The following is a 23,002-nucleotide window of genomic DNA, read 5'->3' as shown; positions in this document are numbered from 1 at the left end:
ATAAGATTTTTTTTTCTCACCGCAGAGGGCGCAGAGGACGCAGAGAAAAGATAGAAGAGAGAATTAGGTTGAAACGGGGAACAAAAGTCTATATTTTAGGTTTAAATGCTGATTTTTAGTTGAGGATTTCTGGTTGTGATATCATCAAAGAGTAAATTTATTAAATTTATTTTTTATGATTAGCTTTGGATTCTGGAATGTAATCATTCTAATGGCAGTCGCTTTGTTTCTCAATTTTAATTGGCGATTAGATAGCGAAAAAACTGCATGGCAAGATTCTTTGTTTTTAAAACATCCTTCGATCGAAAGGTTGACTCTGTTTTTTCGTCAACCTATCGTTAACTTTATTTTGCAAGCAGTTATTGTATTAGTTCTCACTCGATTTCTCTGTTATACGGGTTGGTTGGTTTACAATCTGACTAATCGACCGGATCCGCCTTACTGGGATTTTAAGTGGTTTTATGTAGCGAGTAGATTAGCCCATCAGCATTTGAGTCCCTTTAATGTCGAGGTGTTTAACATCGGTTTCTGTAGCATCACTAAAGTGTGTGGGTTTATTCCATCTTTTGTTTATCCACCTAATATCATTCCTCTGCTGTGGTTTTTGGGCTATTTCCCGATGAAGACTGCATTCACAATCTGGACTTGGCTGCATCTTATTGCCACAGGTTTTGTTTTATGGGGAGCGAATATCTTGTTGGTGTCGCACTCACGAGCTTTTCGGACTATTTGTAGTATATCAGTTGCATTCCTCTACGGTTTTGTCTTCGATCTTCAAGTTGGCAATGTGGCAACTTTTATTGCGGTTATGCTGTTAGGGATGTTTATTTATGCTAAAAAAAATCAGGATATAATTGCAGGGGTTTTATTAGGCGTTGCCCTTTTTAAACCAACTTTAGTTATATTGTTTATTCCTTATTTTTTAATCAAAAGACGGTTTAAGCTAGTTTTTATATCTATAGTCACGGTAACTTTTTTGGCAGTTATAGGTCTAGCTGTAACGGGCAATTCTTTAACAGGATTTATACAGGATGCAACTCGGGGATTTCCACTCTGGCTCAACGATCCATCGAATAATGCTTATATTTCTATGAGTCGCCTTGATTTAAGGGTTATGGGGCCGAGATTTTTCCCCGATAGTCCCTTGGTGGCGAAGCTATTTTCTGACTCTATGTGTCTGGTGCTAGTTGGTTTAGTGAGTTGGTATTTTTACAAAAAACAATCTCGCAATGCTTGGTCAAAAAAGGTTGACTTATCTGAAATGGTGCTAATTTCTACTTTGAGTATTGCTATCAACTATTCTCAGCCCACCAGTTCTGTGATGTTAGCACCGGCGGTGGTTTTTTTGCTGAATGATTTATGTTTTCAGATTAAAAATTGTGCCTTCTCTAGGCAAAGAATGTCGGTTTGGTTATTGGGGGTTGGCTGTGTCATGGTGCAAACCGCTGTGATTCATGGCGGGCTGTTGGTGTTTCTAGGAAAGCGGTGGAACTGGAAGGGGGGGGAATTGCCTTATTTGTTTAAAGTAACTATTTTTTCACTACCGAGTTATGCGATTTTAGGCCTTACCTTAAGTGTTTTAGTCTTAGCAATTACCTCTCTTCGTCAAAAACAGGTTGCTGAATTTGACCTACCGAGCTGAAGCAGGAAATAGACATTCACCTAGCCAAGAGTAAGTAATAGGTAGGGTGTTCAAAATGTCATTTTATAACAAATTTATTCATCTCTCTCTTCTCTTCCTCTGTGCTCTCTGCGTCCTCTGCGGTTAAATCATTCAGAGTCGCTGTCGCTTTTCTGTTGCTGCGATCGCTCTTCGCTTTGAATTCTCCCCTCAGATTTAGCCTCATCTACTGCTTGTTGAATTAATGTCAACACCATATTCGAGACCGGCCGATAATGCGATTTGGCTAACCGCTCTAGGTCTGCTTTAAGTTCTTCTGGAAGATATACAACTATTCTGGGGAGTTTTGCTGGCAAGGCTGTTATTTGTGCTTTTACTGCCCTATTGTACCTTACTGCGTCACCGTCCAAAACAAACTACACGGCAGGACACGCAGGCAGTTGAGAGCGATCGCGCGCAGTGGTAGTTGCTAGTTTAATCGTCTTTGGATTCATTAAACTTGCCTTCCTTCTGCGCTCTTTCGAGTCCTTCTTCCACCAAAAGTAATGCCATTTGGGAAATCGAACGACGCTCAATACTCGCCAGTTTTTCTAACTTCTCCTTAATTTCGGGCGGCGGGTAAAAGGCAACTCTAGGAGATTTTGCAGGACTCACATTGTTTGGGGGTAGCGTGTTCACGATGTCATTTTACCTGACTGCAAATTTTTTAGAAAAATTTTAAGCCAAGGTAGCACACCACAATCTAGTTTATGCTCAAGTAATCTAAACACCCAAAAACCAAACCCCACTCCAACACAAAATCAACGGCCCGACAGGTTGGCAGTTGAGAATGACCCATCAGCGTAGAGATCAAAGGTTAATTGCTGCTGGGTTCATCTTCTGTAGTCTTTTTAGCCAAGTAAGCATCTACAGCTTCAGAGACAATCCGACTTACGAGATTGCTGACTGTCCGGTCTTCTTTCTTGGCCCAATCTTCCAAGACGTTGTAGGCGTTTGGAGGAACGTAGCTGGTGACTCGTTTTAGGTTTTTTGCTGGCAAGTTAGGCAACTGGGAATTTACTTCATAGATCGATCGTACTTTCTTTGTACGCCTCTTTGGTGTCGCCCCTTCAGGTGTTTGACTCATCCCGTTTCGCCTGGGCTTGCTCTTGCTCTTGACACCAGTTTTCTATTAGTTGACCTCCGACGCTGCTCATATCCCTTTCCGCACGAACGCACAAGGCTTTGAACCTGATCTTCAATGCCTTGGGAATTACAAGTTTGATCGTGTTTTGTTCGCCTTCAACCCTTGTTCGGTTAAGAGATGGCTGGAAGTGTTCAATCAAGGCTTTTTCAATAGCTACCAGCAGACTAGCATCGCTGCATTCGAGCCAAGCGATGCGAATATTACCACTCATTACCTTTAGCTGATACCAGCGATGATGTGCTAGCCAACGCTGTTGAAGGTTCCTAGTTCTGCCAATATACAAAACCGCATCACCGTCTAAAACGAAGTATACGGCAGGACACGCAGGCAGTTGAGAGCGATCTGCCAGCAGCAGTGAGGGTAGAGTTAGTGGCTTAATCGTATTTGGATTCATGAACCTCCATTCCTGCTGCACTCTAATGTGTTAATCATGTCATTTTAAGTCATCGGGATTGTCCTCCTCGTAAACCATTAAGTCCCCAGGCTGACAGTTCAGTGCTCTGCACAAAGCGCTAAGGGTTGCTTCGTCAATTCTGGTGAGTCGGCGGCGGGTTTTGATTTTAGACACAGAAGTTGGGTGCATCCCAATTAAAGCAGCCAACTCTTTATTGCTGATATTACGCTCGGCCATCACAACTGCCAATTTCCAACGGATCACTACTGACTCTCAACTGCTAGCCATGATATTGCAAGCAGATGTTACCATTCTGCAACCTTGACTCTCCCTTAAATTGTCGCTACGACCATTTATTTTGTCGTAACGATTGACAAACGGCAGCGATTGAACTAGACTGAGGATGTACAAACGGAAAAGCGATCGCCCCTGGCCTGGAAAACTTGAGGGCGATCGCAATTCCACTATTCGTGTAATTCAAAGTCTATGATATCACAGCCAAAGTCAGTTCCCGAACTGCTCCGGGAAGAAATTCCTGATGTACCTCAAGGTAAGCAACCGATTCGTTTGCTGTTGTGTGGCGTTCCCAAAGCGGTAGAAAGTATCGTTAATCTGTTGCACGTTTTAGGTTTTGCAGAAGTTGGGGAATGGAGCCCGCCTCTACCATCGCCGATAGCGGGTGAGGTAATTCGGATTTTAACCCGTTACTGGAAAGAGTAATGTTTGAGGGCGATCGCACTTTTTTTGTGAAGTGCGATCGGCCTGATTAATTTCTAACCTTGAGATTAATCTTTAATTATTGTCAGGTCGGAAGCGCAAACAATTGAGCGATCACACTCTCTGAATTGTTTCAAAATCGCGATCGTTATGAACTAGAATAAGTTGGTGTTCGATCGCGAGTTGGGCAATGCAACAGTCGATACTACTTCTAACCGTCAACCCCTGTCGTTGCAAATCGTAATAAATCCGAGCAGCCGCTACCCAAGTATTAGGCGTAGACTCGATGTAGTCTTGTTCTTGGAGATAAGTTTCTAATAGTGTCCACTCGCGATCGTCTCGACAACCTTGCAAAAGCTCCATCTGAGTAAATCGGTTCAAAAAAATACTTTCATCATTAATTATTGCTTCCAGGGATTGGCGTACTACACCTGTCCTGTCGCGGAAAAGGCTGATCCAGACTGAGGTATCAATCAGAAACATTTCGGTTTTCCCGCAAAGCTTTGTAGTCGTAGTCAGTCGAAAATTGAATTTGTCCGCTTAAATCGAGTAAATTCCGCTTTTTACGGGTGCGAATTAATTCTTGCAAAGCAAAGTCTATCAGTTCTTTTTCTGTCTTGAAATTGGTTAAGCGAAATGCTTCTTTAACCAACTCTTCGTTAAGTTCAACGGGGGTTTTCATAGTTAATCTTTCATCTCATTGTAATGATACTTACCAGCCACGATCGCAATTTCTTGATCCGTAACTTGAATCGTAATTACTGCCATAGCCTTTAAAAAAGTCTTAACGGGAAAACAATTTCTTGTTTTCACAGTCCTGGATGCAAGGAATCATTTTTTATATTATACCCAGATTCCCGACTTTTTCAAGAAGTCTGGAATCTACAACTGGTTAAATTGTCAAGGTGTTTAATAATTATGACTTACGCATTTCAATGTAATTCTGAGATGCTTCGTTTCGCTCAGCTATTCAGTGTAATGATACTTACAAGCCGCGTTGGGAAACCATCAACTTAGTAAGAAACCCGGTTTCTTTTCTCTCCACCCTAGCCTCAGAAACCGGGTTTCTTTCCACCCTATCTTAGGGAAACCATCAACTTAGTAATAAACCCGGTTTTTGGAATCAAAAAAACTAATTTCCCACCCTCCACAATTTGATTATTTTGTCATCACTCCCACTAGCTAAAACCTTACCATCTGGACTAAATGCTACAAAATTAACAGGACCAGAATGACCTGAGAGAGTGTTGATTTCCCTTCCCGTTGCGACTTCCCACAATTTGATGGTTTCGTCCCTACTCCCACTAGCTAAAACCTGACCATCTGGACTAAATGCTACAGACTCAACTAAAAAAGAATGACCAGAGAGAGTGTTGGTTTCCCTTCCCGTTTGTACCTCCCACAATTTGATGGTTTTCTCCCCACCACTGGCTAAAACTTTACCATCTGGACTAAATGCTACAGAATAAACAGGATGATAATGACCTGAGAGAGTGTTGATTTCCCTTCCCGTTTTCACCTCCCACAATTTGATTGTATAGTCATAACTCCCACTAGCTAAAACCTTACCATCTGGACTAAATGCTACAGACTTAACAGAACTAGAATGACCTGAGAGAGTGTTGATTTCCCTTCCCGTTTTCACCTCCCACAATTTGATGGTACTGTCATTACCCTCCCTACTAGCTAAAACCTGACCATCTGGACTAAATGCTACAATAAACGAATCAGAATGATCTTTGAGAGAGTTGATTTCCCTTCCCGTTGCGACTTCCCACAATTTGAGGGTTTTGTCATAACCCCCACTAGCTAAAACCTTACCATCTGGACTAAATGCTGCACATCTAACCCTATCCCCATCAGAATAACCAGGGAGAGAGTTGATTTTCCTTCCCGTTTTCACCTCCCACAATTTGATGGTTCTGTCAGAACTCACACTGGCTAAAACCCTACCATCTGGACTAAATGCTACAGACTTAACAGACTCAGAATGACCTGAGAGGGTTTGAGCAAGGGAGATTTTTGTATATTTAATGAGTTGAATAGGTATAGTTTCAGGAGTAGGTGTTTCTATTGGAGTAGGTGTTGTTTCAGGAATTGGTGTTAACCTAGGAGTATTTATTGGGGTTGGTGTTTCTGTTGGTTGATTGGTTGTCACAATAGTTTCAGGAGTCGGTGTTTCTATTGGAGTCGGTGTTGTTTTAGGAATTGGTGTTAACCTAGGAGTATTTATCGGGGTTGGTGTTTCTGTTGGTTGATTGGTTGTCACAACTGATGAAGGTTGACGTAAAGAAACAATTCCTAAACCTAATAAAGTAATACTTCCGACAACAATCAAACTGTTTCTAATCTGTTTTTTGGGGAATTGAGGAGGTGAAATCGGTACAGGATGAGGTACAGGATTTTGAGGTTGTTTTAAATTCTGTTCAATACGCTCTAATCGTTGTAAAATAACCTGAGTATTTTGAGGGCGATCAGCCACTAATCTAGCCATTAAATCATCAATCAAATCTAATAGTAAGGGGTTAATATTTTCCGTATATCCACGCCAACTTAAAACATCCCTCATAGGATCATACATATCACAAGGATGTTTTCCTGTGAATAAATGGACAAAAGTTCGCCCCAACGCAAAAAAATCAGACGGTGCCACAGCTTGACCATGTTGTTGTTCAATGGGTGTATAACCTACGGAACTAATCCCCGTAACTTGTCCACCCTGTACTTTTTGATAATAAGTTTGCGTTTCTTCCCTAGCTGTGCCAAAATCAATTAACACCAATTCTCCATTATTTCGCATCATAATATTATGCGGTTTAATATCCCGATGGAAATATTTTTTCTGGTAAATTTTATCTAAAATTAAAACAATTTCTCGTAACCATTTTAAAGCCTGAGTTTGATTCACCTTGCCATTATTATTTAACCATTGAATCAAATCAACACCCTCGACCTTTTCCATCACCAAACAATATAATTTTAACCCTGGTTTGGTGGTATATTCAAAATAACTTTCCGCTTGGGGAATCCCTCTGACACCTTGTTGACTTAATTCCTTTAAAACCTCATATTCCCGTTTAAATAATTCTATCGCCTTCGGTTGATTATTCCATTCGGGCTTTAATACCTTTAAAATCTTCGCGGAAAAGCCCTGAAAAACCTCATAAATATTGCCAAAACCACTATCATCACTTAACAAACGACTCACCCGAAATTGACCCTTTAACAACAATTGTGATCCACAACTTAAACAGTAGGGAGTGTTAGAATTGTTATTCTCGGGGTGATCTGGTTGTTGACAGGCAGGATTGATACAGTAACAGGGTTGGGGTGACATAACTGGGAAGATCAATCAAGATGGAGGCGCTTAACTAAAATGATAACCCAGATATGGAATCGAATAATAGGACAAAGGTGAAATCGCTGAGTCTGACAAGACCTGTAATTCCTTCATCTGCTTCTCATCTACACCAGGCGGCGCATTTGTCAACAAACAACGCGCTTGCTGTGTCTTCGGAAAAGTCATTACATCTATAGCAATCCTAAATCATTTGTGAATTTCTGATTACCCGCAAATCAAAGAAACCGGGTTTTTCGCAGTTTCTGGGAGGTGTGACGAGTATTCTGGAAAAAACCCGGTTTCTCGCCACCCATCCACTATTCATTGAAGGTGTTTTACATACTTATGACTTCGGCGTATAAGTCGATCGCACTTGCAACTCCTTCAACTGCTTCTCATCCACACCAGACGGCGCATTCGTCAGCAAACAAGCAGCCTGCTGCGTCTTCGGAAACGCCATCACATCGCGAATCGATTCCTCACCAGCCAACAGCATCACCAACCGATCCAAGCCGTAAGCAATGCCTCCGTGGGGCGGAGTTCCATACTCAAACGCCTCCAACAAAAAGCCAAACTTATTGTAAGCTTCCTCAGTCGATAAGCCGATCGCCTCAAACACCTTTTCCTGAACTTCCCGCTGATAAATCCGCAGAGAACCGCCGCCGACTTCTGTACCGTTTAACACCAAATCGTAAGCTTGAGCTCTCGCAGTTTTCAAATCATTAATATCGTCGGGATGCGGCGCAGTAAACGGGTGGTGCAAAGCTTCCAAACGCTTCTCATCAGCGTTCCATTCAAACATCGGGAAATCAGTCACCCACAGCAGATTCATCTTGTCTTTATCAATCAATCCCAATTCGTTACCCACGAACAAACGCAATCTATCCAAAGTCTTATTGACAGTTATCGCGTCAGCCGCTGCGAATAACAACAAATGACCTGGTTGCGCGCCCGTGCGATCGAGCAATTGCTGTTTTTGTGCTTCCGTCAAATTATCCTTAATTGCGCCGATCGTATCAATTTCGCCATTCTCCCGCACCCGGATGTAAGCCAATCCCTTCGCACCGGCTTCGCTGGCTTCCTTAAACAAATCGCCTTTTTTAATCCGCTCATTAGAAAAAACCTCATTCCCGCCCGGAACCGGCAAAATTTTCACAATTCCGCCCGCAGCAATCGCCCCGGAAAATACCTTAAATCCCGAATCTTTCATCAAATCGGAAACATCGACTAATTCCAAACCGAAGCGAGTGTCTGGTTTGTCGCTACCGTAGCGGTCCATTGCTTCAGCGTAAGTCAAGCGCGGAAAAGGACGGGTCAATTCTACGCCTTTGACACTTTGGAAAATCTGGGAGACTAAACCTTCGTTTAATTCGATAACTTCTTCTAAAGACATGAAACTCATTTCCATGTCTAATTGTGTAAATTCCGGCTGTCTGTCCGCGCGCAAATCTTCATCGCGGAAACAGCGGGCAATTTGATAATATCTGTCCACACCCGAAACCATTAACAATTGTTTGAACAACTGCGGCGACTGCGGCAAAGCGTACCAATTGCCCAAATTGACCCGGCTGGGCACTAAATAATCTCTCGCACCTTCAGGAGTCGATCGCGTTAAAATCGGTGTTTCAACTTCAATAAAACCTCCCACATCTTCCAGGTAGCGGCGCATAGCTTTGACAACTTGGTGGCGAAGCTGCAAATTGCGACTCATGCGATCGCGCCGCAAGTCCAAATAGCGATATTTCAGCCGCAAATCTTCCCGCACGCTTTCATTTTCCGCCGTCGCCACCTGAAACGGTAACTGTTTGCGAACCGCATTTAACAACTCAATTTCGTCAGCATAAATTTCTACTTCACCCGTAGGCAATTTGGGGTTGAGGGAATCTGCGGGGCGGCCGGTGACTCGCCCGGTAATTTTAACCACGTATTCGCTGCGCAAAGCCTCAGCCCCGTGATAGGAATCGGGCGTGCGTTCAGGATCGCTGACAATTTGCACGATACCCGATCGATCGCGCACGTCCAGAAAAATCACCCCGCCATGATCGCGGCGGCGATCCACCCAGCCGTAAAGGGTGACAGTCTCTCCGATGTGTTCGCTTCGCAGTTCGCCGCAGTAGTAAGTTCTCATAATTGGGGGTTGTGGACTAAAAATAAAGCTTTTTAATTATGCAGTATGCCTGAAACAGTTGCTGAATGCAAATGCAGGTTCAATAGCTAATAGCCCGCCGGGGGTTCAAAACCCGGCGGGCTGTACATTAGACTTATTGCACAAATCTTTGATTGATAGGTCAACCGCAGATTGAGGCAGATAAACGCAGATAAACGCAGATAATTTCCTGTTATGGCGAACGAATGCCTGCAATTGATGTCTCATCAACGATCGCCAGACTGTTGTGGCAAATCTTCTAGGAATCTGGGCGATCGCTGTGAGACTTGTCAAAAAACGCCGTCAGCGCGTTCCATGCAGACTTAGCCGCATCCGTCAAGCGAGTGCCGATCGACTCAATTTGCTTCACAATAAGGTGCCAATTCTTTTCAGCTTCCGTGTGAATGTGGTCAACAGCTTGTTCGACGCGAGATCGTTCGATGAATGTATTTTGTTCCACCGCTTCTCGCGCTTGTCGCACTGCTTTCAAATAAGCTTCGCGACTGACTTCCCCGGCCTCTTGCACCTGCGCTTGCGCCCGCGTTTTAATCGCATCTACCACCAGCCAATTTTTCTCAGCTTCTTTTTTAATCAGGCTGACTGCTTCTGTGACTCTCTCGTGGGCGAGATCCTTATTTTCTTCGATCGCCTCGGAGGCCTTATTCACAGCTTTTAAATAAGCTTCGCGGGTGAGTTCGCCCGCTGCTTGCACTTCGGCGGCGGCGCGTTTTTTAATTGCTTCAAACAGCGCCGCAGTTTCTGCGATCGCCTCATCAGTCGCGTCGGGCATCTCTTTTTTGACGATCGCCGTCGTTTCGAGAGTTGCCTCTAAAATTGGTTCCTCGGTTACTTTTGGATCTGTCATATCAATCTTCTCCTTTCGTAGTAAACTTTTTGAAAAAAACTAACAGTCCCCGGAGGCAGACTTTGTATGTGTAGCGCCCGGATTGCTTCTGGCCTTTAATACAGACTTGGTACGTGTAGCGCCCGAATTGCTTCTGGCTTTTAATAAGAACTAGGCAATTATTGTTCCAGCTTCATCAAATTTTAAATCCGCGTTTCCGTAGTTGCTCAGCCTCGGTTCTATTTTACATTATATTTACCCAAATTAATCTCCTGTGTAGGATACCGCCCACTTGCAGGTACGGTTTAGCGTACTTAATTTTTTAATTAGTAGATCCACCCAAAACACACAGCACCAATAAAATTTGTTTCTCAACACTAGAAAAGTTTAAAATTCAATCCTTTCATTTTTCCCACTGTAAATCTTCGACCTTGCTCGCATATAACAAGTGGTGATCTTTTTGAGCCTGCAGCAAAGATTGAGGAAATTCGTATTTAGATAGGAGGATATTTTCCAGCGCGACTTTCATCTGATTGGCGCAGATATGTGGCGGCACTTTGCCCTGTCCCGTACCCATGCCGGGAATAGCGATAGTTTCAATGATATGTTTGACTGGCGTTCCGTCTGGGACTGTGCCAAATTTTACGAGAGTTAAAATAGCCCTGGTTGCTAGATAGACATTTACTGTCTCTCTTAAAACTGTGGGAACGCGCATTATTGGGGCAGCTATTAAGTAGGGAATTTTAGCATGATCGGTGTCTACAACTTCTGCTAGTCCTACTAAGAGTTCCCCGTGATGGCGAGTCTGAATTAGTTTTTGCAGGCGTTCCAGAACCTGCCCTCCAAAAAATTCCGAAATTTCTAAATTTAAGCCGCCCTCCATGAAGCCAAAACTATTCCCCGGACTAACAATAGCATCGCATTTCACATCAAAGATTGAGCCGCGGTGTATCTTTACACTCTCCATCTTGCCGCAAGTGCTTTCCCACGCTCTAACTAAGTCATCGTCTACGGCAGCCAGCACAATTTGCATAAATACTCTCTATCTATTTTAATTGCGAACGCCCAGAGCGATCGCCAATTTAATCATACAATACTTTACAGGAGCGCAGTAAATCTAAAATTCCTCTCAATGTCAGGCCAATCTAAAATCGCTGTATGCTGCAAGACCCGAATCTCCGCCACCCGATCGCCATTAGTTTAGGTGCCGTTGCCGGCGCTTTGAGCCGGTATTATATCACCTTGTGGTTTGCCAATCGTTTCGGTACGGCTTTTCCCTACGGAACTTTTTTTATTAATATCACGGGTTGCTTGGCTATGGGATTTTTTATCACCCTCGCTTTTGAACGGGCGGCGACTATTGGGCCGGAAGTGCGGTTAATGGTAGCAACGGGATTTTTGGGGGCTTATACTACTTTTTCAACTTACGGTTTAGAGACGAATGTCTTGTGGCGCGATCGATCTTACAGCATCGCCGCTTTTTACTGGGCAGGCAGTGCCATACTAGGAGTAATTGCAGTTCAGTTAGGTGTGATTCTAGCGCGATCGGGTAAATAGATAAAATCGGTTTGTGCAAATAATACCAGTTTTAAAAATGCAACTGCAGGCAAACTCCCAACCCATACAGCATCACTCATATCAATTCCGGTTGCACCGGAATTATTGTTGAATGTTGAATGTTGAATGTTGACTGTTGACTGATGACTGTTGACTGTGTTGTTTGACTTCCAGGCTCTACCTGATAACGCAGAGAAAGGAGGCTGTGCCTCCAATTTTCCTCCGCAATTGAGGCTCTTCCTAGAAGTTCAATCTAAAATCTAAAATCTAAAATCTAAAATCGATTGACTGTTAACGGGCAGGTCGAAAAACTGAATGATAGTTGATATCAAATCCGTTAGCATCGGAATAGTAAATTCGAGTTCACTGTTGACGGTTGACTGTTGACGCCGTGAACAGTCAACCGTCAACCGTCAACATCATTATACTCGTTACCAGGAAGAGCCTGGTAACACAGATCCGGAGGAAGAGCCTCCATAGTCTGGGCCGAGGCAGAGCCTCTGGACATCGATTCCCAGGCTCTGCCTGGGAACCAGTTATGATATGAGTATTGACTGTTGATTCGATTTTACGCCCGACGATGCTAGCGGAGTTGATATCAGTCGATTTTAGATCGGGGTTGTGGAAAATACCCACGACATTTTTCGATCGCAAGTTCCCTTAACCTAATACAGGGAGGGCTTTTAACGGGGTTGCCACCCTCTCTTGTTTTCAGTTTACTCTTTCTCGGTTTATATCATGTTTAATAAATAATCCTTCTGGCGCTCAGATAGCGCTGTTCTCAAAAGAACGGTTAACAATTTAAACAGCGTTTGGTGCGTTTATGCTCGTACATAAGTTTGTCAGCCTTGGCAACCAATTGTTCTAAGGAAAATTCATTATTTAAATCCCCCGACTGCACACCAAGACTTATGGATATATAAGCTCGCTCGGACTGCTGATTAAAGCGCTCTACATTTTCTTGCAAGCGAATATAAAAATTAGATAAATCACCCGAAAAAGTAGGAATAAATATAGCAAACTCATCTCCTCCCAGTCGAGCCACAATATCCGCCTCGCGAAAGGTTTCCTTCAATATTTGACCTGTATCAACGATTACTCTGTCTCCCATTTCGTGTCCGCAAGTGTCATTAATATTTTTCAAACCATCTAAGTCAGCGAACAAAATAAAATAGGATGTTTGCGTGCGTCGAGCAATTTTTAGTTGTTGTTCTGCTAGCAAAAAGAAGCCCCGTCGGTTATATAATCCAGTTAATTCATCGGTCACGGATAGCTGCCTTACTTCTGCTTCTGCCCTCAGACGTTCCTGGATTTCGTGTTCTAAACGTTGATTTTGTTCGATCAGTTGTTGGCGTTGCTTTTGGATGAGTAATTGATTTTTTACTCGCATCAGCACTTCCTGCTCTTGAAAGGGTTTGGTAATATAGTCTACACCACCCATTTCAAAGGCTTGTACCTTGTTTTCGAGTCGTTCGAGCGCACTGATAAAAATAACCGGGATCTGAGCACTCGCTTCAGATGCTTTTAACTTTTGGCAAACTTCGTACCCATTCATCTGGGGCATATTGATGTCAAGTAAAATCAGAGTCGGTGGGTCGCGATGAACACCTTGGAGTGCCATTCTGCCGTTGAGGGCTTTACGGACAATATAGCCCTGTGACTCGAGAATTTTGGCTAACAACCGCAGATTGTCGGGGTTATCGTCCACGATGAGAATATTCGTTTGGGCCGCAAGTTGGAATAGAGTTGTCATGGTCTTCTTCCTAAATCTGGGTGAGAGTTGCGATCGCTTCAAGCTGAAAGTTATCAACCAGAGATGTCATCGCCTCGATGAAATCTTGTTTGTCCTTGGGAATTTGAGCGATAAGTTGATAAAGCTTATTATCACTAAGATCGAGTGCTGCTTCATGAACTTCTGCAATCCACTTGGTTGGCATCGTTTTCAAGTCTGGAGTAAATATCTTAGGTGGCGAAGCTGATGACTGGAGCCCAACTTGTTCGGCTAAGCAGTAGCGGACACCCAATAGATGAGCTATTTTGTCGAAAAGTGTGGCTTCAGTAAACGGCTTGGCAATGTAGTCATCGCAACCGGCTTCCAGGCTGGCGGTGCGATCGTCTTCAAAAGCATAGGCAGTTAGGGCAATGATTCGTGTCATTTGTCTGTTGTCCTGTGACATTTGCTCTCTCGTGTCTGCTGAGGATTCATGACTAATGACTGATGACTGTTGCGATCGAATCTGTCTCGTCGCTTCATAACCATCCATGACAGGCATTTGAATGTCCATCAAAATCAGGTCAGGCTGCCATGTTTGGCAACGAGCGATCGCCTCTGCCCCATTGTCCACCGCACACACCTCAAACCCAACTGACTCCAGCAGTGTCACCAGCAGTTGCTGATTTTCTGGAACGTCTTCTGCTACTAGAATTCGGTAGATAGGTTGCCCGGGTTCGAGTCCGATAATCCGATCGCTCGTTTCAGGTTCCTCTAAATAAACGGACTCTGGTAGTTGCAAAACGACTTTGCACGTAAAAGTCGAGCCTTGATCCAGGGTGCTTCGCACGGTGATATCGCCTCCCATCAGACGCGCAAACTGACGGCTGATAGACAATCCTAAACCTGTTCCCCGATCGTGACGACCGCGATCGGTTTGCATGAAGGCGTCAAAAATTGATTCTAAATCTGAGGGAGAAATACCAGATCCGGTATCCTCAACTTCGAGACACAGGGTAATAGTTGATGGAAGATCGGGTTGATTAGTGGCGCGATCGCGATTCGTACCCGATGACATATCATCTGATGAAAAAGCTCGTCCGCGCAGCACGATCCTTCCTGTGGTTGTAAATTTGATCGCGTTCCCAAGCAGATTAATCAAGATTTGGCGAAGTTTTGCTTGATCCCCACAAACATAACGGGGGACAGTAGCATCCCACTCGCTGCTCAGATGTAACCCTTTCTCAGGCGCTTTGAGGGTGAACATCTCGTTAATAGAACCCAACAGTCGATGCAGATTAAAACAGCTTGTACTCAGTACCAAGTGCCCTGCTTCAATCCTAGACATTTGCAAAACATCGTCGATCAATGTCAGCAAGTGTTCTCCACTACGGCTAATGATGCCTAAATGCTCTTGAAATTCTTCTGGGATATGGGGGCTGCGGTTCATTAGCTGGGTAAATCCCAGAATGGCGTTGAGTGGCGTTCTGAGCTCGTGGCTCATGTTCGCAAGGAACTGGCTTTTGGCACGGTTGGCTATGGCTGCCCTTTCTGCGGCTTGTTCTAGGGCAGCTTGCGAAACTTCTAACACCGCCAGCATGAGGATATTTCTCATTTCCGCGGCTGCTTCTAACTCTGCAATCTGCCACGGATCAGACATTTCCTGCACTGTCTCTTTCCACACTTCAAAGGATTTGCGGGGACACAGGTGCATTTTTCCAATGGAGTCGATCGAGACAGCATCCTGTGGATTTCCTGCCCAGTTTACGGTTTGAATTTGTTCTGGTCGGAACCAAAGGATGTGGTATGACTTTTGTTGGTTGTAGCATAGCAAGATTGAGATTGCTAAAACACCGCTAGCTCGATCTTTAAATTGCTTTGCTTGGGGATACAACTGAGACAAAGAAGCCGTTGCAAACACACGTTCTTGGTTGTTTTGCAGCAGCCACTGCACGAGCTCGCCCACCTCCGCTTCAGATGGTGTTTGACCCACCAATGTCAGGCGACCATCGAGGACAATTGCTACCCCGCGAGCACCAACTAAATCTAGCAGTTGAGAGGCATTTCGGGCCAATACCTGTTCGCTCCAACTAGACTCTCGCCGGAATGCCTGCTGAATTTGATCCTGAATGGTTTTCGCCTGCGATCGGTAAACGTTCAATTGTCGCTCTTGTTCGTGCACCAGTTCGATCGAGGCAAATTGTCCTAAAAATTCACAGGTTTTGCGAGTGTCGCAATCTACCAATCGCGGGCTGTAATGGTGACAAGCAATTAATCCCCAGAGGCGCCGATCGTCAATTAAGGAAATTGTCAGTGTCCCAGCAACTCCCATATTCTGCAAATATTCAATGTGGTAGGGAGATACTCCCCTTAACACGCAAGCACTGAGATCCAGGGGTTTATCGGTTAGGGGATGGTTGGTGGGAATTAGGCGGGCCGGGGTGTAATTGATATTGGGAATTTGGCGCACCCAGTTGCGGTAAAACAATTTGCGGGCGGGTACGGGAATATCGATCGCCGGGTAATGCAATCCCAGGTAGCTTTCTAGATAGCTTTTTTTCTCTTCGGCAATCACCACCCCATGCTCATCGGCTTCAAAGCGATAGACCATCACGCGATCGAACCCGGTCATGGCTTTGACTTCACGAGCAATGGTTTGAGCTAAATCAGAAAGACCGATCGCACTGCGAAGGTTGAGGATAACTGTTTGCAGGCGATCGTAGAAATCGATTGAATGATGGTTTTCAGTAGGGAATTGGGGTTCTAGCTCCAGAATCCACCCATCTGATATCTGATGCAGTGTGCTTCTAAATGTTTGAATTTTGCCGTCTTTTACAGGTAGTTTTATATCGAAAGAATTATGAAAATTTATGGTTGTTTCATGTATATTGCTGACAATTTCTTGTCCTTGAACTTTACCAACTAACCGTTGCAATGGCTGACCTAGCAATTCTTCTGCAGAAATACCAAAAAACTTTTCTACATTTTCACTTGTCTGTAAAATATTGAGATTAGTTCCTTGCAGCAAGAAAACGATTCCGTGCGGCTGAATATGACCGGGAGCATACACAGATTCTTCGGTGCATTCCTCTAAACTTGTTAAATCAGAAGGAGTGATTTGGGAGAGGGTGGTAACGTTATCAGGCATTTTAGGTCAGTAATTATCAATAAAAATTAAGGATGTTTTTTAAAAAAAATACCAAAAATTAGATGGTCTTCTTGTTCACTGTTCCTAATTCCCTAGTCCTCCTCAAACGTTTAAATGCACAACAGCTTATAAATCCAATGGAGGAATTCCACTTAGGAAATTACCTTGAATTAGATTAAGAATTTTTTCAAATTGATACTGGTTGGCGAGTTCGGTCAGATGAGTACCGAATTGAGCGAATTCTGAGGAAAGTTGAGCTACCAGTTCAACGATCGCCAGATCGTTCCCGCATAAAGCAGCATCTTCCAACTGAACCAGCCATGCTTCTGGTAATGTCGCCCGAAGGGTGGGATCGAGGGCATCTGAAACCCCAGAGGTAACAGAACAGAGGTAAGAAGACAAAGGATTTGTTCCCCGTTCCCCGTTCTCTGTTTCATCGGACTGATATACATACTCTAACCCCAGGTATTGGGCCATCTTGAGAAATAGGGTCTGTTCCCGGAAGGGCTTGCTGATGTAGTCGTTGCAGCCAGCAGCGAAGGCGAGGGCGCGATCGCTCTGGGAAGCCTGGGCCGTAAGTGCAATAATTATACTGTTGTGCCCGTCTTCCCTTGCCCGAATTTGCTTGGTAGCTTCGTATCCATCTAACACGGGCATCCGAATGTCCATCCAGGTTAAGTCTGGTTGCCATTCTTGCCAAATCTGCACCGCTTCCTGTCCGTTGGTAGCTTCTTTTACCTCTAATCCTAATTGTGTCAGTAATCTGACCATTAGCAAGCGATTTTCTGGTCGATCGTCAACCACCAAAATGCGATGATGAGGTTGACCGGGAGCCAGCCCAATCACGAAGCGATTATTCTCTTCGGGTGTAACATTAACTCCACTGACTGGGGTGACGGGAAGGGTAAAGGTGAAGGTACTCCCCTGTCCCAGAGTGCTGCTGACAGAAATTTCTCCGCCCATGAGTTCCAACAATTTGCGGCTAATGGTTAGACCTAGCCCAGTACCGCAGGTCGATCGCTTCCCAGCTTGGGCTTGCACAAACGCATCGAAAATGGTATTGAGTTCGACCGATTCCATCCCTACACCTGTGTCAGCCACTACAAACTGGAGAATCTGCCGAGTTGTGGTTAATTCCCCTGTACCGTTCGCCTCAATGCTGACGTGCAAAGTAATACTTCCCCGATTAGTAAATTTGATGGCATTACTCAGCAGATTGAGCAAAACCTGGCGCAGTTTTTGAGCATCGGCAAGAATAAATTGGGGAACTTCTGGCGCAATCTCTAAACAAAGGTCAAGTCCTTTAGAACTTGCTCGTTCCGCCAACATATTTCGGAGGGAATGCAGCAGCGCAATTAAGTCCAATCCGCTCTCTTCAACTGTGCAGTGCCCCGATTCAATTTTCGAGAGATCCAACACATCGTTAATCAAACTCAAGAGGTGATCGCCACTGCGGCGAATTGTTTGCAGGTCTTCTTTTTGGTTGGGAGTTAGGGAGGGGTCATGAGCCATCACCTGAGCAAATCCCAGAATCACGTTGAGGGGAGTGCGTAATTCATGGCTCATATTGGCTAGGAAGGTAGTTTTTGCCAAATTCGCAGATTCTGCAGCTTCCATTGCCTGCTGCAGTGCCAGTTCTTTTTGTTTGCGATGGCTAATATCTTGCCCAATGCCCAAAAAATACCCGCTGGAAAGCGGCACGTGCGCCCAAGATGTCTCTAACTGCTGTCCGCTGGCGGTCATTGTTGTCAAATCCTTCCACTTTCCGGTTGCCGATAGCATATGTTCTAAGACACTTTGGCAATAAACCGGGTCAGGATAACACTCAGCCAAGATATCTTTTTGCTGCCAATCTTCTAGGGACCAACCTAAAATTTTTTCAAATTCCGGGTTGAGCAATTCCATTTTACCCTGCTTGTTAAACAAACCAATCATTACAGGAATATGATCGACGATTGTTTGAAACATCTCTTTCTGATAGCGCAGAGCTTCCTCTGCCTGTTGTCGAGCCGTAATATCTCGCAGAAAGGTAGTAAAAATAATTTCACCGTCGATCTCGATCTTGGAAATGGAAGCCTCGGCGGGAAACTCTGTGCCATCTTTGCGCCGTCCAAAAATGTCTCCTCGCTCTGCCATTTGCCTTGCAGAGCCTGCATTCTGGGCATACTGGCTGACGTGCTGATGGTGAACACCGGCAAGGCGCGAGGGCATCAACATCGCCAGGGGTTGGCCTAAAACTTCCTCAGCCGCGTAACCAAAAATGCGTTCGGCTCCTTTGTTAAACAGAGTAATTTGCTGATTGCTATGGATAGAAATGATGGCATCGCTGGCAATCTCTAAAATCCCAGCAAATCGCGCTTGAGAGATTTGTAAGTCGATTTCAGCTTGTTTGCGTTCGGTGATATCCCGGCAGATACAGAAGTGCATCATCTCACCTTCTACTTCCACCCGGTTCCAGCTAATTTCCACGTCATACTCCGAACCATCCTTACGCCGATGTCGCGTCTCAAATAGAGGAACAATTTCATCTATTGTTAACCTAGTTTGTAGTTCTTCCTTCGTCCATTGAGCATCCCAATCACAGACACTAATATTCAGGATTTCTTCCTGGGTATAGCCCAGCATCCGCGCAAAACTGGGGCTAGCTTCGAGAACTTTTCCGAGCCGATCCATGACAACAACACCGTCCATTGAAGTGTTGAAGAAGGTTTTACTCCGCAGGAGTTCCTGTTCTAGTGCAAGTTCGGCTTTTTTGCGATCGCTAATATCTTTCATGAAGCAGTAATGACCCAAAAATTGATGCTGTTCGTCGTAAGTTGAAATCATCACCACTTGTTTGTAAAAAACCGAACCATCTTTACGAACCCCTTTCATTTCAACTTCCACTCTGCCCTCTTGCACCATCCGCTCATAGGCAGCCACCAGTTTTTCCAACTCATCAGGATCTACGGTCTTTTCCCAGGACATCCCGATCATTTCTTCTGGCTGATAGCCTGTCATGTCAGCATAAGCTTTATTGACATAGAGGTAACGCCCTTGTAAATCCAGCTTGGAAATGCCGGACACCGCATTTTTCATCACCTCATTCATTTCTCTACGCTCTGCTTCTGCGTGTTTGCGATCGGTGATATCTTCTGAAAAACCAAGTAGGTACTGGGACTGATGCTGCTCGTCGTAAATGGGAATCTTCACCGTATGCAGCCAACGTTTTCCCAGACTGTGACTGTCAATCACTTCTTCGAGAATATCCTCAGTCTTACCTTTCTCCAAGACTTCTCTATCCTTTTGGTCAAAAAAGATAGCCTGTTCTGTTGGGAACAAATCATAGTCACTTTTGCCGATCGCTTGTTCTGCCGAGATGCCAAATAACCGTTCGCTGGTTTTATTCCAAAACTGAAATACGCCAAATCGTTTAGGCTGTGCGTCCTTCACAAAAACCGCCACCGGTAAATTATCCAGAAGTGCTTGTAAGAAATTGCGAGTTTTTTGGATTTCCTGCTCGACTTTTTGGCGCTGGCTAATATCAATAAACGTAACTACAACTTGTTTTATTTGACCGTTTGGCTCTAACTCCGGGTAGGCAGTAACTAATACCCAAACAACACTATCAATTACTTTTTTAATTCCTAAAACATAATTTTTAATGGAACTTCCCGTGGATAAAACCTGATTCACGGGATATTCCTCGAGGGGCATAACGCTGCCATCTTCCCGCACCAAATGCCATGACCGATCGCTGACGGTTTTTCCCACTATTTGATCCATTGAAAGCCCTAGTAATTCACAGCCCGTTTTATTACATAATTGGATGCTGGTATCTATCGCATAAATCACAAAACCCGCATTTAAGTTATCGATCAATTGCCGATATCTGGCTTCGCTTACCTGTAAAGCAACTTCAGCTTGCTTGCGCTCTGTAATGTCGGTGTGAGAGCCAGCCATCCGAATTACGTTACCTGCATCATCCCAAAGTGCCTGACCGCGATCGAGCATCCATTTGTAGGAACCATCTTTGCAGCGAATGCGATGTTCTGTGATATAGAAAGGAGTTTTCTTGGCAAAATGGTCTTGAATGGCTTGCATCACCCATCCCAAATCATCGGGATGTACCAGATTAGCCCATTCGTCTACAATGTTTGGGATTTCATGGTCTTCATAGCCCAGGATTTCCTTTGAGCGACTAGACAAGAAGACCTCATTCGTTTGAACATTCCAATCCCAAATGCCGTCATTATTCCCGCGGACAGACAGTTCCCAGCGTTCTTCACTTTGGCGTAGTGCTGCTTCCGCTTGTTTGCGGTCAGCAATATTCCGGGCAATCTTTGAGGCTCCAATTATATTCCCTGTTTCGTCTTTAATGGGGGAGACACTCATCGAGACATCGATTAATGTTCCATCTTTCCTCAGCCTCTTTGTATCGTAGTGTTCGATGCGTTCTCCTCGCTGGATTTTGGTGAGAACTTCGTTTTCCTGATCTCGATAGTCTGCGGGAATCAGTTTTCTCCCTGATTGCCCTACTATTTCGACCGCTGTATAGCCAAAAATTGTTTCTGCTCCTACATTCCAACTTGTAACTACACCCTCTAAATCTTGGCTGATAATGGCATCTTCCGAAGATTCAACGATCGCAGCTAGTCGAGCGATCGCAATTTCTGCCTGTTGTCGCTGGTGAATTTCCCCTTGCAACTGGCGATTTGCTTTTTTGAATTGATGGACTTCGCGATAACTCAATTCTGCCAGATACACGACCAATATCAGCAGCCAAACTAAAATTAACCCACCACTTAATACAATTACTGCCAAATCCAGTTTACCCTTTTCGACTAAATCTAAATTTGGATAAACATCTATTCGCCACTCTGCACTATAGGCTTTCACTACAACTGTTTTCGGCTGTGATTTTTGAGAAAAAAGCTCTTGACCGTAGATCAAATTTGTGCCAGCATAGATAGCCACCTTGTACCCGGGTGGCACTTGTAAAATACTGTCAAATAGAGTTTTAAACTGAAAAACTCCGACAATAAACCCATCAAACCGTTCCCCGACAAATAAAGGAATAGTTGCTAGAAATCCTTGACCGCCTTGAACGAGTGAAATATTCTTACTTAAGATAGGTTGACGCAAATCACGAGCCACTTGCAAAGTGATTTTGCGGCGCATTTCTTGATTAAAATCTAGGTTTTGTGCTGCCTCATTCCCAGCCAGTGGCACAACCGATCGCACTTTAAAGGATGGATCGACTAATTCGATCGCCTGATAACCGTAGAAATCCTTTACATAAGCATCAGCATCGGCTTCCCAAAGAGCCTTTGGTGTACCGCCATTGGCTTGCCAGCGGTTCGCCATTTGCCGAAGTGTCAGCACCCGAATTGACAATTCTTCGCTCAGTTGTGACTGAATCGCCTTGGCTTCCTGCTGAATTAACTCCTCGATGTGAATTTGTCCGTTGATTGTTAGCTGTTGCCACATAAGTAAAACAGCAAGAGAAGCCAGCACCCCAAGCAGAAGAGGTAGCAATCTTTTAAAGGGTGTTTGGCATAAGGTTCTAATCAGGTTGAGTCTAGTGATATCCATAAATTAAGCGCTATTTTAATAGATCGATCTTCAATTTTTTGGGCGAGAGTTTGGTAATTTAATGATGCAAGAGAGTCAAGTTGTGAGCGTGAAAATTCGTCAGCGCTAGGACAATCTCTAAACTTTATCATGGCTAAATAGAACTGTTAAATCCCACCGATAAAGAATGTTGTTTCTTAAGCCCTAGCTCTCTAACTAAAGTTAGAGAGGGCGATGAGCTACATCTGTTCAGATTGTAAATATCCATTGTTTGCGAAAATTGGCGACAAAACCAGTAGATTTGATGCTGGCTGGACAGAGGATTTGATTCTAGCAGCAGGCGCCCTGTGTCATAAAAAGGTATTTTTTTACTAAGGGGCATTTCACTGTTCCATGTGCTATAAACTGAGTTGAATCCACCATAACAAGAACATACATAAAAAAAATAAACATTTGGTAAATAATACAAAATGGTTAAGGAAAAGATACAAGTTTCAACATTTTGTAATAATCTTAAGAGCGCCGAGAACTTTTCTGCCACAATATGCACCTTTTTACGCACCTTGTAATGTCACATCTGTTTTTTGAGAAGTCAACACTATTCAGAGGCAACTTTTGAGGTCAATTCCTAGATAAAATGGTTTTCTTCCCGTTCATTCTGCCCTGTTCCCTGTTCCTTGATTTGATCGGAGACTCTAAATCCCAGGTCCAAACATTGGCAGTTTGAACAGAAAGCATAGCTGGATCGAGGGGATTAACTATCACTGCTGGCAGGTGATATCATT

17 protein-coding genes and 1 pseudogene are annotated in these 23,002 nt (G+C 44.1%); 3 read left to right on the top strand and 15 right to left on the bottom strand.

The features are described 5' to 3' along the window. Positions 1-211 precede the first annotated feature (211 nt). On the top strand, positions 212-1,642 hold the full coding sequence (locus tag QUB56_RS20390) for a glycosyltransferase family 87 protein (protein WP_332957639.1): 1,431 nt from the start codon (positions 212-214) through the stop codon (positions 1,640-1,642). 128 nt (positions 1,643-1,770) lie between these two features. On the opposite strand, the gene QUB56_RS20385 is transcribed toward QUB56_RS20390, so the two are convergent. The 5 genes from QUB56_RS20385 to QUB56_RS20365 all read right to left on the bottom strand — a co-directional run bounded on the left by QUB56_RS20385 (position 1,771) and on the right by QUB56_RS20365 (position 3,465). Further along, positions 1,771-1,977: a ribbon-helix-helix domain-containing protein gene (locus QUB56_RS20385; RefSeq protein ID WP_332957638.1), complete on the bottom strand. Its 207-nt coding sequence runs from the start codon at positions 1,975-1,977 to the stop codon at positions 1,771-1,773. Between the two features lie 118 nt (positions 1,978-2,095). Further along, positions 2,096-2,275, bottom strand: coding sequence for a ribbon-helix-helix domain-containing protein (locus QUB56_RS20380; RefSeq protein WP_332957637.1), 180 nt, complete (start codon positions 2,273-2,275; stop codon positions 2,096-2,098). A 202-nt stretch (positions 2,276-2,477) separates the two neighbouring features. After that, positions 2,478-2,747: a ribbon-helix-helix domain-containing protein gene (locus QUB56_RS20375; protein WP_332957635.1), complete on the bottom strand. Its 270-nt coding sequence runs from the start codon at positions 2,745-2,747 to the stop codon at positions 2,478-2,480. Further along, the gene (locus QUB56_RS20370) at positions 2,731-3,201 is read right to left on the bottom strand and encodes a GIY-YIG nuclease family protein (RefSeq protein WP_332957633.1); all 471 of its coding nucleotides are present in this window, start codon (positions 3,199-3,201) and stop codon (positions 2,731-2,733) included. The genes QUB56_RS20375 and QUB56_RS20370 overlap by 17 nt, the downstream gene beginning before the upstream one ends. Positions 3,202-3,240: 39 nt before the next feature. After that, positions 3,241-3,465: a helix-turn-helix transcriptional regulator gene (locus QUB56_RS20365; RefSeq protein ID WP_332957632.1), complete on the bottom strand. Its 225-nt coding sequence runs from the start codon at positions 3,463-3,465 to the stop codon at positions 3,241-3,243. Between the two features lie 222 nt (positions 3,466-3,687). Between QUB56_RS20365 and QUB56_RS20360 the strand changes: the two genes are divergently transcribed. After that, positions 3,688-3,921, top strand: coding sequence for a hypothetical protein (locus tag QUB56_RS20360; RefSeq protein ID WP_006633397.1), 234 nt, complete (start codon positions 3,688-3,690; stop codon positions 3,919-3,921). Between the two features lie 111 nt (positions 3,922-4,032). Here QUB56_RS20360 and vapC read toward each other — a convergent pair whose 3' ends face one another. The 7 genes and pseudogenes from vapC to QUB56_RS20330 form a co-directional block, all read right to left on the bottom strand. Beyond that, a complete protein-coding gene (gene vapC, locus QUB56_RS20355) occupies positions 4,033-4,401 on the bottom strand; it encodes a type II toxin-antitoxin system VapC family toxin (protein ID WP_332957630.1) in 369 nt (122 codons plus the stop codon). Beyond that, a complete protein-coding gene (locus QUB56_RS20350) occupies positions 4,388-4,600 on the bottom strand; it encodes a type II toxin-antitoxin system VapB family antitoxin (protein WP_096829519.1) in 213 nt (70 codons plus the stop codon). The genes vapC and QUB56_RS20350 overlap by 14 nt, the downstream gene beginning before the upstream one ends. 450 nt (positions 4,601-5,050) lie before the next feature. Then, positions 5,051-7,126: a WD40 repeat domain-containing serine/threonine-protein kinase gene (locus QUB56_RS20345; RefSeq protein ID WP_332957628.1), complete on the bottom strand. Its 2,076-nt coding sequence runs from the start codon at positions 7,124-7,126 to the stop codon at positions 5,051-5,053. Between the two features lie 33 nt (positions 7,127-7,159). Further along, a pseudogene (locus QUB56_RS37345) lies at positions 7,160-7,255 on the bottom strand (hypothetical protein); the annotation flags it as partial. A gap of 346 nt (positions 7,256-7,601) precedes the next feature. Further along, complete coding sequence (gene aspS / locus QUB56_RS20340; protein ID WP_332957627.1) at positions 7,602-9,386, bottom strand: aspartate--tRNA ligase; 1,785 nt, start codon at positions 9,384-9,386, stop codon at positions 7,602-7,604. A gap of 277 nt (positions 9,387-9,663) precedes the next feature. Further along, complete coding sequence (locus QUB56_RS20335; RefSeq protein ID WP_332957626.1) at positions 9,664-10,269, bottom strand: hypothetical protein; 606 nt, start codon at positions 10,267-10,269, stop codon at positions 9,664-9,666. A 382-nt stretch (positions 10,270-10,651) separates the two neighbouring features. Further along, a complete protein-coding gene (locus QUB56_RS20330) occupies positions 10,652-11,281 on the bottom strand; it encodes a macro domain-containing protein (RefSeq protein WP_332957625.1) in 630 nt (209 codons plus the stop codon). Positions 11,282-11,406: 125 nt separating this feature from the next. On the opposite strand from QUB56_RS20330, the gene crcB reads away from it, so the two are divergent. Further along, positions 11,407-11,805, top strand: coding sequence for a fluoride efflux transporter CrcB (gene crcB / locus QUB56_RS20325; protein WP_332957622.1), 399 nt, complete (start codon positions 11,407-11,409; stop codon positions 11,803-11,805). A 793-nt stretch (positions 11,806-12,598) separates the two neighbouring features. Here crcB and QUB56_RS20320 read toward each other — a convergent pair. The 3 genes from QUB56_RS20320 to QUB56_RS20310 form a co-directional block, all read right to left on the bottom strand. After that, the gene (locus QUB56_RS20320; RefSeq protein ID WP_332957620.1) at positions 12,599-13,558 is read right to left on the bottom strand and encodes a diguanylate cyclase; all 960 of its coding nucleotides are present in this window, start codon (positions 13,556-13,558) and stop codon (positions 12,599-12,601) included. A gap of 10 nt (positions 13,559-13,568) precedes the next feature. Next, positions 13,569-16,664 (bottom strand): response regulator, encoded by a 3,096-nt coding sequence (locus QUB56_RS20315; RefSeq protein WP_332957618.1) that lies wholly within the window; start codon positions 16,662-16,664, stop codon positions 13,569-13,571. A 126-nt stretch (positions 16,665-16,790) separates the two neighbouring features. Next, entirely contained in the window at positions 16,791-22,238 is a 5,448-nt protein-coding gene (locus QUB56_RS20310; RefSeq protein WP_332957617.1) for a PAS domain S-box protein, read from the bottom strand. Positions 22,239-23,002 lie beyond the last annotated feature (764 nt).

Origin of the sequence: Microcoleus sp. AR_TQ3_B6, assembly GCF_036702785.1 — a bacterium.
Lineage (GTDB): Bacteria > Cyanobacteriota > Cyanobacteriia > Cyanobacteriales > Microcoleaceae > Microcoleus.
This window is presented reverse-complemented; position numbering and strand designations above follow the sequence as displayed.

Bases quoted from the DNA above. Each gene is read 5' to 3' on its own strand.
- QUB56_RS20350 (WP_096829519.1), bottom strand. From the start codon at position 4,600: ATGAAAACCCCCGTTGAACTTAACGAAGAGTTGGTTAAAGAAGCATTT.
- QUB56_RS20310 (WP_332957617.1), bottom strand. From the start codon at position 22,238: ATGGATATCACTAGACTCAACCTGATTAGAACCTTATGCCAAACACCC.
- QUB56_RS20370 (WP_332957633.1), bottom strand. From the start codon at position 3,201: ATGAATCCAAATACGATTAAGCCACTAACTCTACCCTCACTGCTGCTG.
- QUB56_RS20375 (WP_332957635.1), bottom strand. From the start codon at position 2,747: ATGAGTCAAACACCTGAAGGGGCGACACCAAAGAGGCGTACAAAGAAA.
- QUB56_RS20360 (WP_006633397.1), top strand. From the start codon at position 3,688: ATGATATCACAGCCAAAGTCAGTTCCCGAACTGCTCCGGGAAGAAATT.
- QUB56_RS20320 (WP_332957620.1), bottom strand. From the start codon at position 13,558: ATGACAACTCTATTCCAACTTGCGGCCCAAACGAATATTCTCATCGTG.
- crcB (WP_332957622.1), top strand. From the start codon at position 11,407: ATGCTGCAAGACCCGAATCTCCGCCACCCGATCGCCATTAGTTTAGGT.
- QUB56_RS20390 (WP_332957639.1), top strand. From the start codon at position 212: ATGGCAGTCGCTTTGTTTCTCAATTTTAATTGGCGATTAGATAGCGAA.
- QUB56_RS20330 (WP_332957625.1), bottom strand. From the start codon at position 11,281: ATGCAAATTGTGCTGGCTGCCGTAGACGATGACTTAGTTAGAGCGTGG.
- QUB56_RS20315 (WP_332957618.1), bottom strand. From the start codon at position 16,664: ATGCCTGATAACGTTACCACCCTCTCCCAAATCACTCCTTCTGATTTA.
- vapC (WP_332957630.1), bottom strand. From the start codon at position 4,401: ATGTTTCTGATTGATACCTCAGTCTGGATCAGCCTTTTCCGCGACAGG.
- aspS (WP_332957627.1), bottom strand. From the start codon at position 9,386: ATGAGAACTTACTACTGCGGCGAACTGCGAAGCGAACACATCGGAGAG.
- QUB56_RS20335 (WP_332957626.1), bottom strand. From the start codon at position 10,269: ATGACAGATCCAAAAGTAACCGAGGAACCAATTTTAGAGGCAACTCTC.